Genomic DNA, 17,559 nt, shown 5'->3' with positions numbered 1-17,559 from the left:
TTCTCATTCATTTATGTCAGCACTCACCGTATTGGCGCAGCGCGGTCATATCCACTATTTTTCTGTCCACCTTAAGATAGGCGGTTCTCTCACTGTCCAGGACAGTCACTTCCTCAACCCCGGGAATAATGGCCAGTTCCCTGCCAATAGCACGGGCATCCAGGCTCATGGAGGAGTCGAGGGCCATCACCATACTGCTGACATAAGGAGGTTGCTTCATGGTAACAGACAATAACCACCAGAGTGCAGTAGGGATTGCACAAACCATCATGACACCGGTCGCTCCCCAGTACTGAAAGGCGAGTCCACCAAGGCTTCCACCCAGAGCAGCCCCCAGGAACTGACTGGTTGAATATACGCCCATGGAGGTTCCCCGGGTGCCTGCCGACGATAATTTACTGACCAGAGAAGGTAGTGTAGCTTCCAGAAAATTGAATGCAGCAAAAAACAGGAATATTCCCAGCAAAACACTTTCGGCACGCCACATACCGGCAATGGCTGCCAGCAGGACAGTGACAGCGCCAACAAAGCACTGTTTCAGGCGACGTTTGGCTTCACTGAAAATAATCACCGGTACAATCATCACAAAAGAGACCGAGAGTGCCACCACGTAAATCCAGCCATGATTTTCCCGGGCCATCCCAAGGGTGTCTTCCAGCATCTGAGGCAGGAATACGAACAGGGCCATCAAGGTGAAATGCAGGGTAAAGATACCGGCCATCAACCTGAGCATTTCCCGATTACCTATAACATTGCCCACATCTTTGATACTGACTTTGGTGTTCAGATCAGTCCGGGTCACTACCGGAGTTGGCACCATGAACAATAGAATCAGAATGCTCAATCCGGCCATTACAGCATTACTGCCAAAAAGCCCCTCCAGCCCCCACCAGTCGGCAAAAAGAGGGCCCAGTAACATGGCGATGCAGAATGAGAATCCGATACTGATACCAAATACCGCCATGGCCCGGGTACGGTACTGCTCACGGGTCAAATCAGCCAGAAGTGCGGTGACAGCCCCGGATACCGCACCAGCACCCTGAAGAATCCGACCAAAAATGACTCCATAAATAGAGTCGGCCTGAGCGGCAACCAGACTGCCCAGCATAAAGATCATCATACCGGCTATGATAACCGGCTTGCGCCCGAACCGGTCTGACATCCAGCCAAAGGGAATTTGCAGAGCCGCCTGGGTTAACCCATAAGCACCAATCGCAAAGCCGGCCAGGGCTGGAGTGGCCCCCTGCAGGTCTTCGGAATAAAGGACCAGAACAGGCAGTACCATAAACAGGCCAAACATCCTGAATACAAACACCAGTGACAGTGAGACCGTTGATTTCAGTTCCTGCGGAGACATTCCTGACTTCTTATATAACATTGCAAGCGGCTTATTTTATCAGGAAAAACTTTTGAAGAAAGGAGTCGCCGAAAGACAATATGCCCATTGGATTTAAAAATAGAAAAAAAAACTTACATTTACCTGCAACTTCCCGAAAATCAGCTATTTTTAATCGTTCCGGTGGAATCATTACAACCATGAACAAGAAGTCTGCCAGACCTGAGGCCGCTTACAGGTAGCCCAAGCAATAAAAAAAGAGGATTGATCAACATGATATACCCTGCCCGACGCTTCGGTCATTTACCACTTTTCATGATGGCGGTAATTGCTTTCACATTGGCAACTCCCAAGCCAGCAGAGGCCGCTAACGACAGAACGCTTCGCTATGCGCTTCTTTCCTCTGGAGTGGTTTTTGTGGGCGGTTTGCTGCTGTTAATTGAGACTTCCTATTCAGGTGGTTCAAACTACTCCGGGGATGTTGAAAATCAGGAGCACTCGTTGCAATTGCCCGTCATCACCTACAAAAAGGAGGCGGCGTTAAAAAACCATCACTCCGTTGATGTCAGGCTTGCCCCTTCGGTAGACCCGAAAGGCGAAATAATCGAATTTAAAGGGACCCTCTTGCAACTGAAGGGCACAAAAAAAGCGGCTGTCTGTAACCCCATCCTGGAAGTCAAAGAGGTGAATAAAAACCTATTAAAAGATATTCACGACCAATGCAACGCCTGGTTCAGCAGAAACAATATGGTATTTCCCCATGAAGTCAGTGGTATTGATCTGGCAGAAGCCTTTAATGTTGCGCTTCCGGAAATGGTATACAGAGCCAACATTCTGACCCTCACTCCCTATCAGGTAGCGCTGAAACCCAATCACAAAGAAGCTACCAAAGAAGATATGAGTTATTTCAGCATAGCGATGAGCGACTTCGAGCCTAACCAGTACTTTAAAACCTGTTATCACTATCCAAGAAACGCCGGCATGAACCCTCCGATGATCGACTCTGCAGGCGAACTGGTTTTCAAACTGCCAAAACAGGGCGTTACTCATCTGCATCATGACGGACACAACGAGTATTTCATAGCGACTCGCCTGTCCAGCAGCCAGGCTAAATTTGCCTATGCCTGGAAGCTTGGCTCTCCCTGGCCACCTATGCCCAGACCAGTCAGATTAACTCCGGCAACCAAGGACATTCTGCCCATTCATGTCCTTGATCACGAGTAACCCGAAAACAAAGTCAGTTCAGTTTAAGTGCATGCACGGTATTGTCATAGACAGTCTTCAGCCCCGATCATCAAGAAGGTGTCGCAAAAGCCTCATCAATATTGGGGGCTTTTTTATCCCCCCCCCTACTGAGGGTGTCGCAAAAGGGTATGGTCAGCAGGATATATCAAGATCGTCGTTCCCGCGCAGGCGGGAACCCACCACGAACAGTGGATCTCCGCCTTCGCGGAGATGACGGTTTGAAGCTTGAAGCGTTTTAATTGACCTTTTGCGACACCCTCTACTGATCACGGTCGATAGCAAATGGAGACCAGGCCTGACGTGTTGGCATCACCTCAACACGGTTGATATTGATGTGTTCCGGCAAGGTTGCGATGTAGAACATTTGCTCGGCAATATCTTCTGCGCTCAAAGGCGTGGTGCCACGGTACAGGTTATCAGATGCCTCCTGGTTTCCCTTGGTACGAACCAGGGTGAATTCGGTCTCTGCAATGCCTGGCGACAGGTCCGTAACACGCACACCTGTCCCCTGCAGATCACACCTCAGGTTATAACTGAACTGCTTAACAAATGCCTTACTTGCACCATAAACATGGCTTCCCGGATAGGGCCATTGACCTGCAATCGAACCTACATTGATGATAGTAGCGCCTGCCCCAGACTTGATTAAGGCAGGCAGCAGTGCATGCGTGACATTGACCAGGCCAGTAACGTTGGTGTCTATCATGGTATGCCAGTCATTAAGATCAACCTCGGGTGCTCCCTGGGGAGCCAGTGCCAGTCCTGCGTTGTTGACCAAAGCCGTTACTGCTGAAAATTCCTCTGGCAACGACGCTACTGCTTTCTTGACGGCTTCTGAATCGCGTACATCCAGTTGCATCACATGCACAGGAACATCCAGTGTCTCCCTGAGGTCCAAAAGTCTCTCTAAACGACGCCCCGAAAGAACCAGCGACCACCCCTCTTTGGCAAATCTGTGTGCAGCAGCTTTACCAAAACCAGAGGTCGCGCCAGTAATAAATGCGATTTTCTTCATCATGTTTTCCTTGTTAAATCATGATTGTGAGCAGTGCCAACATCATCAAAATGGGCGCTACCGTGTTTTTTGGTGATGAATCCGGGTATAAATCAAACAACTTCTTTCCCAATAAACTGCCCAGCATGGCAACAGGAAAAAGAACCAGGCTGAACTGAACAGACCGGGCCGAGATAGCATCGACATAAAGCAAACCCAACAGTGATGTCGCTGAACTCAGGATAAAAAACAGTATCGCCGTTGCTCTGATTTCACTGGCCTTTAACGACAGGTTTAACAGATACAAAACCAGTGGTGGACCGCCCGCTGAAGCCGTTGTCATGCCAAAACCTGACAATGCACCAGCAAGCATGGCATAGCGATGGTTAAGCCAGGTGAACCGCAGATCAAACATGATCAAAGTACCGGCAATCAATGAGAAGCCTGCAATCATCATCTTCAGTTCATGTGCAGATATGACCGAAATAAACAAAAGCGAGACCGGTATTGCGCCTAGCATGCCCAGTGAAAGCATGGTCAGCAGACGTCGATTAACCTGCTTCCTGGCGCCCGGCAACAGACACAGACTACTGAGCAGATCGAGTGTCAGAGCAATAGCAATGGCATCAAAGGGGGAATAGACAAGACTCAGGCACAGGGCAGCAATAATGGCAAATCCAAAGCCACTGTAACCCCTTACCAACCCGGCAAACAAAACAAATACCGTTGCTAAGCCCATCATCAATTCCGTTAAACATTACACATTGCTTCTGAAGGCCATCAATGTAATCAGCCCACGACCTATCCTATAGAGCCAGTTTTTCAGATTGTCTGAGTCAGTAGCGCCAACAGCCGCCCTGACACAAGGCTTTTTTTAAACTGTCCCTACATCCTTTTTTATGTTTCTCGCCAAGATAACTGCAAATCACAAACAAAGACTCAATCCTTACCCCACTGGAGAATTAAAATGGATGTATTGGGATCAGATGTATCAAATCATCATGTCCTGGAATTGGATAAACATGTATTCCACTCTTGGTCGGTACAAGAGTCAGCAACACCGGTAGCCATTGCCGGTGCACAGGGATCTAGCCTTTGGGATTTCGAAGGAAAGCAGTATCTGGATTTTAGTAGCCAGTTGGTGAACACCAATATTGGGCATCAGCACCCAAAGGTGATTGATGCCATCAAGGCCCAGGCTGAATCTCTGGTGACCATAGCTCCGGCAACAGCAAACCTTGCCCGGGGTGAAGCAGCCAGGCGCATACTGGATAGAGCACCGGCTAAGTTCAATAAGGTGTTTTTTACCAACGCTGGTGCTGATGCCAATGAAAATGCGATTCGCATGGCAAGACAATTTACCGGTCGTGACAAGGTGCTTTCTGCCTACCGCTCATACCATGGCAATACCGGCTCAGCGATCGCTGCCACAGGTGATTTTCGTCGTGTACCCAATGAATACAGCCGCGGGCATGTACACTTTTTTAACCCTTATCTTTATCGCACCGAGTTCAATGCAAAGACGCAAGAACAGGAATGTGAGCGAGCTCTGCAGCACCTGAAACGAGTGATTGAATGCGAAGGACCAGATTCCATTGCCGCCATTCTTCTGGAGACAATCCCGGGCACAGCAGGCTTTCTTTTACCACCGGAAGGCTATCTACAAGGGGTTAGAGATCTGGCCACCGAACATGGTATACAACTGATCTTTGACGAAGTGATGGTGGGATTTGGTCGCACCGGCCGCTGGTTTGCTTTTGAGCACTTTAACGTTATTCCGGATCTGATCACCTTTGCCAAAGGGGTTAACTCAGGCTACGTTCCTGCTGGCGGCGTTGTTGTAAGCGAGCCAATATCCGAATATTTCAAGAGCCACTTCTTTATGGGCGGCCTCACCTATTCTGGCCACCCACTGGCCATGTCCGCCATTGTCGCAACTCTGGATGCAATGGAAGAGGAAGGCATTGTTCGCTATGCCGATGAGGTAGGAAACACGGTTTTGGGACCCGCATTAATCGACCTGATGGAAAAACACAACAGCATTGGCGACATTCGTGGCAAGGGCATGTTCTGGGCTCTGGAGCTGGTCGAAGACAGGACAACACGAGAGCCTTTAAGCAATGAGAAAATGGCCTCCATTAAAGCCAGATTAACCGACAAGGGCCTACTTTCTTTTATAGTGAACAACCGTATTCACGTAGCGCCGCCTCTTATCATTAAACCCAATGAGATTGCCCAGGGTGTGGCCATTATTAGCCAGGTACTCTCGGACTTTGATTAAAACCTGAACAAAAAACGCCAGGACAATGGTCTTGGCGTTGACACCTCCAAAAGGAAAAAATCTATATAAAGCCTAACCTTCCAGGGCGCTTGCCAGTTGTTCAACCCCGGGGGTAATGAGCGCCTTATCGATGGCATGAAAGCCAAGCCTGAAAAAACTATTGGTTTCAGGGTTAGCTTGTTCCTGCCCCATGAAATGCGAATATCCTGTTTCTATCAGAACCCCCCGTTGAGATGCTCTGGACGCCAGTCGCTGACTGCTTATTCGGTCGGGTGTTTCTAACCACAGCGCATTGCAATAGTTACCCTTGGCCAATCGCTTACAATCGGGAAGATAGCGCTGAACCGCTTCATTAATCTCGTGCCAGCGCTGGCGTGTATTGTCTTTGAAACGTCGCAGGAAGCTATCGTAATAACCCTGTGAGATAAAATGCGCCATTTCCATTTGCACCCGGCTTGGCGGGTGGCGATACATTAAACGACGCAGTGTTCGTAACTCATAGATCAACTCTTCCGGAGCAACGATATAACCAAGGCGTAGACCAGGTGCCAATGTCTTGGAAAAACTACTGACGTAGACAACACGGTTGTCTTTATCCAATGCCTTTAGTGCAGGCAAGGGGTTCCATTCGGAGTTGCTGTCTGAGTCGTAATCATCTTCTATAATGATGGCGTCACTCTTTTGCGCTAATTGCAAAAGGTCATGTCGGCGTTGCTTACTCATGGTCACACCCGTTGGAGCCTGATGACTCGGTGTAACGTAGAAATAATCACACTTGGATGACAGCTCGTTAAGCACCAGCCCGCTCTGGTCAACAGTATGCGGATGAAGCTGTGCCCGGGCCAAACTAAAAATATTGTTAGCTTCTTTATAGCCAGGGTTTTCCACCCCTACTCGAGTGTGTTTATCCATTAACATCCTGGATAGCAAATAGAGCGCGTTCTGTGAGCCAACGGTAATGAGAATCTCATCGCTCCTGGCGTGAATGCCTCGCTGTGGGAGTACCCGGGTTCGGATCTGCTCTACCAATAACTCTACATCCTTATCAACTTTGTCACACAGCCAGCTATGATCTTTCGGGTCTGCTATCACCTTACGAGTGGATTCTCGCCACTGCGCCAGAGGAAAATCTTGAATGCTTGGTTGCCCATAGATAAAGGGATATTGATAACAGCTCCAGTGGGAGGGTTTAACTATACGGGGGAAAGCATCTGTAGAAACCTTGAATCGACGGCTCCAGTTTGCGGCATTGGCAGGGTTGTCTGCCTCAAAATGGTTCAACTCCTGTTCCACCTCTTCAAGTCTGGTGGAATATTTTTCCGACAGGTAATAACCGCTTCTTGGCTTACTTATCAGGTAACCGTCATCTGACAGTGCTTCGTAGACCAGTGACACAGTATTGCGTGACACCTTCAATTGACTTGAAAGCTTACGGCAGGAAGGCAGCGCCTCATCGGCAGAGAACACACCTTCGAGTATTGCTTTAACAAGATACTCTCTTACCTGCTCCTGCAAACTTCTCTTCGAATCAAACTCAATGAAACAGCTGTAATTTATCCCCATGGAGTCAACCTTTTGGATATTTTTATTCATTGCATTCGATTCACCACAGCAAAAAGCAAGCCAATATACTTAATTAGTCGTATTTATCTTATATTCTAACCACTGTCCCAATCAGCACGGAAAATTGGCTCTAACCCAACTATCTATCTCATCTCTAAAGTGAAGGCGTTCACAAATCACAGCAAGTAACAAATTATGAGACATGGAATAAAACTTAGAAAATGGGTAGCCGTTGCCGCAGCAACGATGACTATAGGCATGTCCAGTATGGTTGTTGCCGATGAGTCGCCATCTTTTGCCAGCAAGGGAATAAAGGTTGCGACAGAGGATAACTACTCTCCGTTCAACTTTATCGATAAAGGCAAGCCAACCGGGATAAATAAAGATCTTCTGGATGAACTGCGCGACTACTCCGACTTTAAAGTAAAGCAGGAGATTCTGCCCTGGACAGGTCTTCTGGCATCCGTTTCCGCAGGTCAGTATGACCTTGCCCTTACCGGTGCAATCATTACTGACGCTCGCCTCAAAGCATTCGATTTCACCCCACCCATCGCCTCCGCACAGCACTATTTCGTCGCCCGGGCAAAAGACGACAGCGTAAACACGATTGCAGATCTGGATGGAAAAACAGTTGGCTTGCAGGCAGGCAGCGCACTACTGGAAAGGCTTCCCGAATTGAAAACCATGCTTGAAGCCCAGGATAAGAAACTAGGAAAAGTGGTTGAGTATCAATCATACCCTGAAGCCTACGCCGACCTGGCAAATGGTCGCATCGATTACGTGATCAACAGTATCGTCAATATAAATGAGTTGGTAAAAACCAAGCCCAAGGTATTCAAGAAAGGTGAAGCTGTATCCGGCCCCGGCTTTGTAAGCTGGCCTGTACCCAAAGACAACCCTGAACTGCTGGCCTATCTGACCGACTTCTTTGCACACTTAAAAGAGACAGGTCGTATGGCTGAGTTGCAGGAAAAATGGTTCGGTGAATCCTTTGATGAACTGCCAACCAACGCCATCGTTTCAGTTGAACAGTACCATAAATTGACTGCAGTCCGGTAAACCACTCCTCACAGTTCAGTAATGACCAGGGCTTAAAAACGACTACTCCTATCGCCCTGGTCTTACTTAAAAAATCAACGTTAATACTGCTGCAGACAGGTAGGTATTTATGGATCACTACGGATGGATGCAATTGCTTCAGGGGGCATGGACCACGGCATGGATATCAATGGTATCCATCGCCCTGGGGGTGGTTTTCGGGCTCGTGATAGCGCTTATTCGTATGGCGAAACTGCCAATTGTCGATCAGATATTAGGTGTCTATGTCAGCTGGGCAAGAGCCACACCACTGGTGACATTAGCCTTGTTCATCTTCCTCTCTTTTCCGTCTTTTGGCATCAATCTCGATAAACACTTCTCGGCCATCTTGTGTTTAACCCTGAATACCTCTGCCTTTAATGCCGAGATCTGGAGAAATGCATTCCTTAACTTCTCCAGTGGGCAGAAAGAGGCCGCTGAAGCTCTGGGTATGCGACGACTGACCTATTTTAGGCGCATCATGTTCCCTCAAATGGTGGTCATGAGCCTGCCCGCACTGGTCAACGAGATGTCTTTCTTAATCAAAGGCAGCCCGGCGATTGCCGTGATTGGCGTTGTTGATCTGACTCGTGTTACCAACCGAATCGCAGCCGTCACCTATGAACCTCTACTTCCTATTCTGTGTGCTGGCATTCTCTATATGTGCATCATAGGTGTGCTAATCAAATTACAACAAATGGCCGAGAAAAAGGCTAACTACCTGGCTGGCTGATAATAAGGAGTAATCATGGCTGAATGGGAAATAATCTGGCAGCAAAGAGACATCTTTATTTCAGGTTTTGGTAATACTTTTATACTGTTTTTGGCGGGATCAATCGCAAGTTTCATCCTGGGTGTGACCCTTCTCTACACCTTGGAAAATGGCTCAAAAGGTGTTAAAGGCAGCGTAATCCTGATCATCAATATGATGCGCACCCTGCCCTTCCTGATTTTGGCTTATCTGCTGTATTACGGGTTGCCAGAGGTCGGAATCCGCATGGATGCCTTTACTGCGGGGCTGATCTCTTTATGCCTTTATCATGGCACCTATTTCTGCGAGATCTTCAGAGGTATTCGCAAAGGACTGGATTCAGGCTTGACGGAAGCAGCCCAGGCTTGTGGCTTCTCCAGATTCAAGACCTTTACCCGCATTATCATGCCCAATGTGCTGTTTCGATCCGTGCCGCTCATTGCCAATCAGCTGATCATCTGCCTGAAAGACACCGCCTTTCTGTGCATTATTACCGTTGGTGAGATCACAGCGGCCGCTAACAGTATTCAATCAACCTACTTTATTCCGCTTAACGCATTTATTGTGGCTATTGCCCTGTACTGGATTATCAGTATCGCCATCGAACAGGTCAGCAAAATCACACTTAATAAAGTTCAGGATAGAGGGCTAAGCCATGCTTAATGAAAAGATTCTCACCAAGCCAGTTGAAACCCCGAAAACCGCTCAGGAAAGCGCACCTGTGGTAGAACTGCCTGTCCAGTACCCAAAAACCGAATCTAATGCCCGGGATATTGTAAGGGTGGTGAACCTGTCCAAACAGTTTGATGGCATCGAGGTGCTGAGAGACATTAACCTCACCATCAAAAAGGGCGACGTTGTCAGTATTCTGGGTTCTTCCGGTTCAGGTAAGTCGACCCTGCTTCGTTGTATGAACTGGCTTGAACAACCGGAACGAGGCAGCATCCATTTGGGTGATGAGCGCATAGGTATCAATCCTGTTACCAGGAAACCGCTCAAATACAAAGAGCTCGCCAGGATTCGCGAGCGTATCGGTATGGTGTTTCAAAGCTTCAATCTCTGGCCTCATCTTACTGTGCTCAAGAATGTCATGGAAGCCCTGTTACATGTTAAGAAAATGCCAAAAGCGGAGGCGGAAAAAATCGCCAGAGTGCAGTTAGAAAAAGTTGGTATGTCCCATAAACTCGACAGCTATCCAAATATGCTATCGGGCGGTCAAAAACAGAGGGTCGCTATCGCCCGTGCACTGGCTATGGAACCAGAGGTATTGCTGTTTGATGAACCCACCTCAGCCCTTGATCCTGAATTGGTTGATGAGGTTCTGACCGTGATGCAGGCGTTATCGAAAGAGGGTTACACCATGGTGGTGGTCACACACGAAATGGAGTTTGCCAGAAACGTTTCAAGCCAGGTGGTGTTCCTGGAGAAAGGTATTCTGATTGAAAAATGTCCGCCAGAGAAGTTCTTTACCAATCCGGATTCACCTCGGGTAAGACAGTTTTTGAAGCTCGATGGCGCCTGACTCAACTTCAGCACTGAGAACAGAAAGCCCTGGATTGCAGGGCTCTCTTGCTGCTGCAAATCACTGGCTCCTCTGTTTTCAGGCCCTTTCCGGGTAGAAGTGAGCTGAATCAGCGCCGGACGTGATCTGTTTGCGCAAGGCTCGTGGTCAGTGACTCTGTTAAGTTAATATTTTTTTCTTCCATTAATGCTTCCAGTAAAGGATAAAGAGCGCCCAGTTGCTTTTCGAGCGTGTCTTTAATGGTGTCGACGATCACCTGCGTACCACGCTCAATTTCAATGTTGACCCAATCATCTGCTTTTTTAGCATTGAATGTTGTGACTCTTCGGGTCTCAGGAATCAGCCAGACTTCAAAACAGTCTTTCTTCTTGTCGACATCGGATAAGGTTAGGCTGCATCCATTAATCGCTATATACCCTTTAGGGAAAATGTATTGCCCCCATTCATTGCTGTATGCAAACCGCATACGGCAGTTTCCCTCGATCTCTTCAACTTCAAGAATCTGAGCCCGAAAGTCGATGTGTCCAGAAAGAGGGTGTCCGCCAATTTCCGCCCCATCCATTGCTGCTCGCTCGACATTCACGGCCTGACCAGTGACATGATCTCCTAATGTCGTTACACGTAGGCTTTGCAAAATAACATCAAATCTGGCCAGAGTCGGACTGATAATTTCTGTTACCGTAAGACAAACGCCGTCCACCGCAACACTGGCCCCTACATTCAGCCCCTGGCAAAAGCCTTCCGGGAACTCAATGTCAAAGGTTCGGATGCCATCGTGGTCATCCACACGGCCAATTTTGGCCATGCCTTGAACAATGCCTGTAAACATTCAAATTGCTCCATTACTTTCGAATTAGTGTCAGGGTATACGTGTAAGGACTGTCAGCAGGATCTTCAACGATGTTTCTTCAGGCGAACAATATAATATCTGAAGCCAAAATATCACACGATTTTAGCTTAAAGTGCTCTGGTTTAAACTCGTAAGGATAGAAAAAGCCACCGTCCAGACAGGTGAAACCAGCTAGCCATTTACTTAACATGGGTTTGCGCAAGCAAAGCCTATATAATTGCTCCTTTGCCTGACAGATGGTACTGAGGGACTGGCTTTGGACACAATCACCGTAAGGGGTGCAAGAACCCATAACCTGAAGAACATCGATCTCGATATGCCCCGGGACAGCCTGATTGTCATTACCGGTCTTTCCGGATCAGGAAAGTCGTCCCTGGCCTTCGATACCCTTTATGCCGAGGGTCAGCGTCGCTATGTGGAATCTCTGTCTGCCTATGCACGACAGTTTCTCTCGATGATGGAAAAGCCGGATGTCGATCACATCGAGGGTTTGTCTCCTGCCATTTCCATTGAGCAGAAGTCCACCAGCCATAACCCTCGTTCGACAGTCGGCACCATTACTGAAATATACGACTATCTTCGTTTGCTTTTTGCCAGAACCGGTACACCCCGCTGCCCTGAGCATCACTTACCCCTGGAAGCCCAGACCGTCAGCCAGATGGTGGATCAGGTACTGGCATTGCCAAAAGGTACCAAACTGATGTTGCTGGCACCTGTGGTCAGGGATCGAAAAGGTGAACACCTCCATGTCTTCAGCGAACTGAGAGCCCAGGGTTTTATTCGAGCCCGCATTGATGGCATTGTCACCGACCTCGATAACCCACCTGAGCTGGACAAAAAGAAGAAGCACACTATCGAAGTGGTGGTTGATCGCTTCAAGGTAAGAGAAGATCTGCAGTTGCGTCTGGCAGAATCTTTCGAAACAGCTCTCGAACTGACCGACGGGCTGGCAGCAGTCAGCTTTATGGACGCGGAGGAGCAGGACATTGTGTATTCAGCCCGCTTTGCCTGCCCGTCTTGCGGCTACAGCATCAATGAACTGGAGCCCCGCATGTTCTCGTTCAATAACCCGGCGGGGGCCTGCACCACCTGTGATGGTCTGGGGGTCAAGCAGTTTTTTGATGAAGACCGTATTGTCCAGCACCCGGAATTAACCCTGGCGGAAGGCGCCATTCGTGGTTGGGATCGCCGCAGCGTCTATTACTTTCACCTCTTAAAGTCACTGGCTGCACACTTCGGCTTTGATATTGATACCGCTTTTGATGATCTTACTGCTGAGCAACAGACGATTATTCTTCATGGCTCCGGCGAAGAGCAGATTGATTTCAGTTACGTCAACGATCGGGGCGATGTTTATAAAAAGCGCCATCGTTTTGAAGGCATTATCCCCAACTTTGAACGCCGTTTCCGTGAGACAGAATCCCAGTCTGTGCGTGAAGAGCTTTCCAAGTATTTGAGTACCCAGCACTGCCCAAGCTGTAAAGGCACTCGTCTCCGTCAGGAATCAAGACACGTCTTTATCGAAGATGAAACACTGCCCGATCTGGTGAAACTACCGGTAGAACGTGCGCTTGCTTATTTCGAACAACTCAGCCTGCCCGGCCAGAAAGGTGAGATTGCAGAAAAAATTCTGAAAGAGATCTGTGATCGTCTGAGCTTCCTGGTGAACGTGGGTCTTAACTACCTGACACTAGATCGCAGTGCGGATACCCTCTCAGGAGGTGAAGCCCAGCGCATTCGACTGGCCAGTCAGATTGGTGCTGGCCTGGTTGGCGTTATGTATATTCTGGACGAGCCCAGTATTGGTTTGCACCAGCGAGATAACGAACGTCTACTGAATACACTGACCCGTCTCCGCGACCTGGGTAATACAGTGATTGTTGTAGAACATGACGAGGACGCCATTCGCACTGCCGACCACGTGATTGATATCGGTCCGGGTGCCGGAGTTCATGGCGGTGAAATTATTGCCCAGGGCACACCTGCCCAGATTATGGACAACGAAAAATCGGTCACAGGCCAATATTTGACTGGCACTAAAAAAATCGCGATACCTGAACAGCGTACACCAGCGGATAAAAAGAAACGACTTAAACTCACGGGCTGCACCGGCAACAACCTGAAAAATGTCACCCTGGAAATCCCGGTGGGGCTGATGACTTGTGTAACAGGCGTTTCCGGCTCAGGAAAGTCCACCCTCATCAACAGTACTCTTTATCCTATTGCTGCCCAGGTCTTGAATGCTGCCACTACTTTAACGGCATCAAAGCACAGGAAAATCAGCGGTCTGGACCACTTCGATAAATGCATCGACATTGACCAAAGCCCTATTGGTCGGACTCCAAGGTCCAACCCAGCTACCTACACAGGCATTTTTACCGCAATTCGTGAACTGTTTGCCGGAACCCAGGAAGCCCGTTCCCGTGGCTACAAGCCCGGACGTTTCAGCTTTAACGTTAAAGGGGGTCGCTGTGAAGCCTGTCAGGGCGACGGTGTCATAAAGGTAGAGATGCATTTCCTGCCTGACATTTATGTGCCCTGTGACGTCTGTAAGGGCAAACGATACAACCGTGAAACGCTGGACGTTAAATACAAAGGCAAGAATATTCATGAAGTTCTGGAAATGACCGTCGAGGAAGCTCTGGAATACTTTGAACCGATTCCTGCCGTTAAACGTAAACTGCAAACTCTGATGGATGTTGGTTTGTCGTATATTCATCTGGGACAAAATGCTACCACACTCTCCGGCGGTGAGGCACAGCGGGTGAAACTGGCCAAGGAACTTTCCAAAAGGGATACCGGCAAGACCCTGTACATTCTTGATGAGCCAACTACAGGCCTGCACTTTCACGATATTGAACAGTTACTGGCAGTGTTGCACAGGCTAAGAGATCGCGGGAATACCGTGGTAGTGATTGAGCACAATCTCGATGTCATCAAAACAGCAGACTGGATCGTCGATCTGGGACCCGAGGGAGGTGATGGTGGAGGTCAGATCATTGCCGAGGGCACGCCTGAAGTTGTGGCTGACAACGAATTTTCCCATACCGGTCGCTTCCTGAAGCTGATGCTAAAGTCACCTGATCAATAACAGAGAACCAATATCAGCCCTGACGGGCTAATGGAATTCACTCCCGCCGGATTCGACGGGAGCACTCTTTCGGATATCGATAGCGTTTACAGATTGAAGCTGAAGGCGCAATGAAGGATGATTCTCCCCTTAAAGTTTTGCCTTGAAAAAGGGTCTTCCGTTTTCAGTCAGCTGGACGCATACCACTTTTTCTTTCGTTTCGGGCATCTCGGGTTAAGCACTCTAAGGAGTTCACTATGTGGGGCAAGAACAGCTCAGAAAACAGTTTGGTCAGCAGCACCAGAAATGATGACACCATCACTCTGATAGCTGCAGGCACAGAAGTTGAAGGAGACATCCGTTTCCGTGGCATCGTTCATGTTGAAGGTAAGATCAAGGGCAATGTCAGCTCCAACGATGGCAAACTTCAACTGATTGCCGGCAGTCGTGTAGAGGGTAATATTACTGCCGCCCAAATAGTCATCAATGGTCGTGTAACTGGTGACGTTTATGCTACTGAAAAGCTTGAGCTATCAGCCGAGGCCCATGTGGAAGGCAACGTATATTACGATGTGATGGAAATCGCGGCCGGAGCTGCCATAAATGGCAAGATGGAACGTATGCACAAAAGTGGCGAACTGTTGCCCAACCCCTCTGAAGAAGAAAATGAAGTCAAGGTCAAGAAACTTGGATCTACCTGATCCTCCGAGAGGAAAGAAGACACTCTTTCCTCTTTATGAATAACCGGTGATCAACTCATCCGTTATTGCAATGAATACCACCTCTTGATTAAAACCGCAACGAGCGCAACGCTCGCTGTTATGGCTAAGGTTCAAGCTACCTTGTCAAACACTTAAGAAAGACATTTCTGGCACCGTTGATATCACGATCAACGGTGAAGCCCTCACCCTTAATAATTTTGGAAGAACCTAATTTTTCGTCAATGGTACCGTTCCATGATTGAGTCTTGGATGTATAGGCTTCGTTGCAATCAACTACATGCTTTCCATACTTTTTTGCGTACCACTTAAGCCGCTTTTTGAATTGGTAGTGATTGAGGTCAAGCATCTGGCGGCAGGTGTTACGGCGAATGGTGCGAACCTCCTTATCTTTGCGTGTGACCATACCTCTTGTCTCAAAGGTTGGCAAAAATACAACATCGTAGTTCGACACCAGCTCGAACGCCAGCCGGTTATGCAGATCAAGAACAATGTCATCCTTTTTGCATTTCAGCCGGTCAATTTCCCTGTTGAAATGAATAATCCGATCTCTTGCCCACTGGGGCATATCGGGGAACTCAACGCCCTTCTGAGTGTTCAGGATTTTTTGCTTTTGACTGATCAAGCTGTCCACTTGCTTCATCAGTGGGAACAGCTTTGTTTTTGCAACGTTATCACCCGCTATCAACGCCTCTTTTTCGCTGTAGCAAGTGGCAAAGGTGCGAACTCCGGGGTCAACTCCAACGCATCTAACCTTCCCTTGGATTTTGGGATTTAGCTCAATATGTTGTTGAACCTGAATGAACCAGCGACCTTTGTCGTAGGTTACGACACAAGATTTACCAATCGCTTCTGCTGGCACATCTTCTGTCAGGTGAATCTTGCCAAGAGCCTGTACGCAGGGATTTAATCCCTTTGGCAAACGGTCAATAGAGAATGAGTGCCTGCTACCTTTGCGGCTTTTGAAACTGATTTCTGCAAAGCCCTCTTTAGCTCCCTTGAGCTTCTTGTTGTGCTTGCAGACCGCTTTGAATGTAGCCGCTGCCGCCAGTGTTCCATTATCAGAAACAATCGAGTTATAAGCCCTGCCACTTTCTTTTTGCTCTTGCTTCACTTGAGCTTTAATGGCAGGTCGCATGTTGATGAATTTTCCGCTGGCATCTTTATAGTCATCGTTGCGGAAACGCTCAACAGCAAGGTTGTACGACCTGCGATAGAGTATCAGGGCATCGTGATAGGCTTGCTTATTCTCTGGGTAAAACCTGATCTTTTTTGACGCTACTATCTTTGCGTCCTTTGCGTCTTTTAGCAGATCGCTTCCCGTAGTGGCTATTGCAGAATGAGGTAATGAAACCGATAAGCTCTTGGGTGTCGAATGACTTACTGGCGTTATCCGGGTCATCCAAAACCTCGATGTGTCCTCCCGATAATTCAACAAGCCATTTGATGAGTCCAAACCCTGATCGGGCAAGGCGATCTTTTGTGGCAACCACAATATGGGTTGGATTTCCGCACACCGCTGATTCCAGAATGGTTTGCAGTCCTTTTCGCTTAAAGTTGAAAGCACTGGCAATGTCGCTGATAAATTCTGCATCAGGGTGCTCTTTGAGTAAGATACGCTTTTGCGTGTCAATGCTGGATTTTTGCTTTCCAGAACTCACTCTTGTATAGCATATCTTCCTCTGCTGGTTAATGAATATGCGGAAGTGACCACCACTGGTTTGCTTCACTTTTTCGTAGTGACCGCTTTCGATCTTGCGCCTCATAGTTTGACTGGTTACGCCTTCAATCTTGGCTAGCTTTGTAGTTGAACCCCACAAGATAAATTCACCTTTTGACGATTTATCTTGTGTCTGGCGTAATTGATTTTGCGATTGTTGCAATTTTATTTGACTGTTTATTTCGCAGCCTTTTAGGGACTGATAAAGCTTGCCGTGTCGAAGCTTAAATTCGCAGTACGAACCAATTTTTTATGGAAAAACACCTACCTGAAAAGAAAAGTATTGATCCAGATCAATTCTCTTGTAAGCGTTAATACGTATAGTACGAACCATAGGAGCAAGGGCAAACACACAATAAGAACGATTTCACAATAAGAAAAAATAATACAAGGGACCAAGTATAAAAATCATAACACTTGATATAGCCTGT

At 47.9% G+C, this 17,559-nt stretch carries 15 protein-coding genes; 8 read left to right on the top strand and 7 right to left on the bottom strand.

What is annotated here, in order from left to right; translation table 11 throughout:
- Positions 1-16: 16 nt before the first annotated feature.
- Positions 17-1,357 carry an MFS transporter gene (locus ACO6VG_RS09520; RefSeq protein ID WP_422136711.1) on the bottom strand — a complete coding sequence of 447 codons (1,341 nt, stop codon included), beginning with the start codon at positions 1,355-1,357 and terminating at the stop codon, positions 17-19.
- Positions 1,358-1,609: 252 nt separating this feature from the next.
- On the opposite strand from ACO6VG_RS09520, the gene ACO6VG_RS09515 reads away from it, so the two are divergent.
- Positions 1,610-2,560 carry a hypothetical protein gene (locus ACO6VG_RS09515; protein WP_422136710.1) on the top strand — a complete coding sequence of 317 codons (951 nt, stop codon included), beginning with the start codon at positions 1,610-1,612 and terminating at the stop codon, positions 2,558-2,560.
- Positions 2,561-2,840: 280 nt separating this feature from the next.
- Here the strand turns inward: ACO6VG_RS09515 and ACO6VG_RS09510 are convergent, their stop codons facing one another.
- Positions 2,841-3,596 (bottom strand): SDR family NAD(P)-dependent oxidoreductase, encoded by a 756-nt coding sequence (locus tag ACO6VG_RS09510; protein WP_422137065.1) that lies wholly within the window; start codon positions 3,594-3,596, stop codon positions 2,841-2,843.
- A gap of 13 nt (positions 3,597-3,609) precedes the next feature.
- Positions 3,610-4,314 carry a TSUP family transporter gene (locus ACO6VG_RS09505; protein WP_422473638.1) on the bottom strand — a complete coding sequence of 235 codons (705 nt, stop codon included), beginning with the start codon at positions 4,312-4,314 and terminating at the stop codon, positions 3,610-3,612.
- A gap of 228 nt (positions 4,315-4,542) precedes the next feature.
- Between ACO6VG_RS09505 and ACO6VG_RS09500 the strand changes: the two genes are divergently transcribed.
- Complete coding sequence (locus ACO6VG_RS09500; RefSeq protein ID WP_422473636.1) at positions 4,543-5,856, top strand: aspartate aminotransferase family protein; 1,314 nt, start codon at positions 4,543-4,545, stop codon at positions 5,854-5,856.
- 72 nt (positions 5,857-5,928) lie between these two features.
- Here ACO6VG_RS09500 and ACO6VG_RS09495 read toward each other — a convergent pair whose 3' ends face one another.
- Complete coding sequence (locus tag ACO6VG_RS09495; RefSeq protein WP_422136707.1) at positions 5,929-7,449, bottom strand: PLP-dependent aminotransferase family protein; 1,521 nt, start codon at positions 7,447-7,449, stop codon at positions 5,929-5,931.
- A gap of 165 nt (positions 7,450-7,614) precedes the next feature.
- Between ACO6VG_RS09495 and ACO6VG_RS09490 the strand changes: the two genes are divergently transcribed.
- The 4 genes from ACO6VG_RS09490 to ACO6VG_RS09475 all read left to right on the top strand — a co-directional run bounded on the left by ACO6VG_RS09490 (position 7,615) and on the right by ACO6VG_RS09475 (position 10,769).
- Positions 7,615-8,478, top strand: coding sequence for a transporter substrate-binding domain-containing protein (locus tag ACO6VG_RS09490; RefSeq protein WP_422136706.1), 864 nt, complete (start codon positions 7,615-7,617; stop codon positions 8,476-8,478).
- Between the two features lie 109 nt (positions 8,479-8,587).
- Positions 8,588-9,229: an amino acid ABC transporter permease gene (locus ACO6VG_RS09485; protein ID WP_422473634.1), complete on the top strand. Its 642-nt coding sequence runs from the start codon at positions 8,588-8,590 to the stop codon at positions 9,227-9,229.
- Between the two features lie 15 nt (positions 9,230-9,244).
- On the top strand, positions 9,245-9,910 hold the full coding sequence (locus tag ACO6VG_RS09480) for an amino acid ABC transporter permease (RefSeq protein ID WP_422136704.1): 666 nt from the start codon (positions 9,245-9,247) through the stop codon (positions 9,908-9,910).
- Positions 9,903-10,769 (top strand): amino acid ABC transporter ATP-binding protein, encoded by an 867-nt coding sequence (locus ACO6VG_RS09475; protein ID WP_422136703.1) that lies wholly within the window; start codon positions 9,903-9,905, stop codon positions 10,767-10,769. The genes ACO6VG_RS09480 and ACO6VG_RS09475 overlap by 8 nt, the downstream gene beginning before the upstream one ends.
- A gap of 109 nt (positions 10,770-10,878) precedes the next feature.
- On the opposite strand, the gene ACO6VG_RS09470 is transcribed toward ACO6VG_RS09475, so the two are convergent.
- Positions 10,879-11,598, bottom strand: a complete 720-nt coding sequence (locus tag ACO6VG_RS09470; protein WP_422136702.1) for a riboflavin synthase subunit alpha — start codon at positions 11,596-11,598, stop codon at positions 10,879-10,881.
- Positions 11,599-11,875: 277 nt separating this feature from the next.
- Between ACO6VG_RS09470 and uvrA the strand changes: the two genes are divergently transcribed.
- Positions 11,876-14,710, top strand: coding sequence for an excinuclease ABC subunit UvrA (gene uvrA / locus ACO6VG_RS09465; RefSeq protein ID WP_422136701.1), 2,835 nt, complete (start codon positions 11,876-11,878; stop codon positions 14,708-14,710).
- A 236-nt stretch (positions 14,711-14,946) separates the two neighbouring features.
- The gene (locus ACO6VG_RS09460; protein ID WP_422136700.1) at positions 14,947-15,390 is read left to right on the top strand and encodes a bactofilin family protein; all 444 of its coding nucleotides are present in this window, start codon (positions 14,947-14,949) and stop codon (positions 15,388-15,390) included.
- A gap of 136 nt (positions 15,391-15,526) precedes the next feature.
- On the opposite strand, the gene ACO6VG_RS09455 is transcribed toward ACO6VG_RS09460, so the two are convergent.
- Entirely contained in the window at positions 15,527-16,630 is a 1,104-nt protein-coding gene (locus ACO6VG_RS09455) for an RNA-guided endonuclease TnpB family protein (RefSeq protein ID WP_422476269.1), read from the bottom strand.
- Between the two features lie 22 nt (positions 16,631-16,652).
- Complete coding sequence (locus tag ACO6VG_RS09450; protein WP_422136697.1) at positions 16,653-17,228, bottom strand: IS607 family transposase; 576 nt, start codon at positions 17,226-17,228, stop codon at positions 16,653-16,655.
- Positions 17,229-17,559: the final 331 nt, after the last annotated feature.

This window comes from Endozoicomonas sp. ALB032 (genome assembly GCF_049310125.1).
GTDB lineage: Bacteria > Pseudomonadota > Gammaproteobacteria > Pseudomonadales > Endozoicomonadaceae > Endozoicomonas_A.
This window is presented reverse-complemented; position numbering and strand designations above follow the sequence as displayed.

Bases quoted from the DNA above. Each gene is read 5' to 3' on its own strand.
- ACO6VG_RS09485 (WP_422473634.1), top strand. From the start codon at position 8,588: ATGGATCACTACGGATGGATGCAATTGCTTCAGGGGGCATGGACCACG.
- ACO6VG_RS09500 (WP_422473636.1), top strand. From the start codon at position 4,543: ATGGATGTATTGGGATCAGATGTATCAAATCATCATGTCCTGGAATTG.
- ACO6VG_RS09495 (WP_422136707.1), bottom strand. From the start codon at position 7,449: ATGAATAAAAATATCCAAAAGGTTGACTCCATGGGGATAAATTACAGC.
- ACO6VG_RS09515 (WP_422136710.1), top strand. From the start codon at position 1,610: ATGATATACCCTGCCCGACGCTTCGGTCATTTACCACTTTTCATGATG.
- ACO6VG_RS09480 (WP_422136704.1), top strand. From the start codon at position 9,245: ATGGCTGAATGGGAAATAATCTGGCAGCAAAGAGACATCTTTATTTCA.
- ACO6VG_RS09505 (WP_422473638.1), bottom strand. From the start codon at position 4,314: ATGGGCTTAGCAACGGTATTTGTTTTGTTTGCCGGGTTGGTAAGGGGT.
- ACO6VG_RS09470 (WP_422136702.1), bottom strand. From the start codon at position 11,598: ATGTTTACAGGCATTGTTCAAGGCATGGCCAAAATTGGCCGTGTGGAT.
- ACO6VG_RS09460 (WP_422136700.1), top strand. From the start codon at position 14,947: ATGTGGGGCAAGAACAGCTCAGAAAACAGTTTGGTCAGCAGCACCAGA.
- ACO6VG_RS09520 (WP_422136711.1), bottom strand. From the start codon at position 1,357: ATGTCTCCGCAGGAACTGAAATCAACGGTCTCACTGTCACTGGTGTTT.
- ACO6VG_RS09490 (WP_422136706.1), top strand. From the start codon at position 7,615: ATGAGACATGGAATAAAACTTAGAAAATGGGTAGCCGTTGCCGCAGCA.
- ACO6VG_RS09475 (WP_422136703.1), top strand. From the start codon at position 9,903: ATGCTTAATGAAAAGATTCTCACCAAGCCAGTTGAAACCCCGAAAACC.
- ACO6VG_RS09510 (WP_422137065.1), bottom strand. From the start codon at position 3,596: ATGAAGAAAATCGCATTTATTACTGGCGCGACCTCTGGTTTTGGTAAA.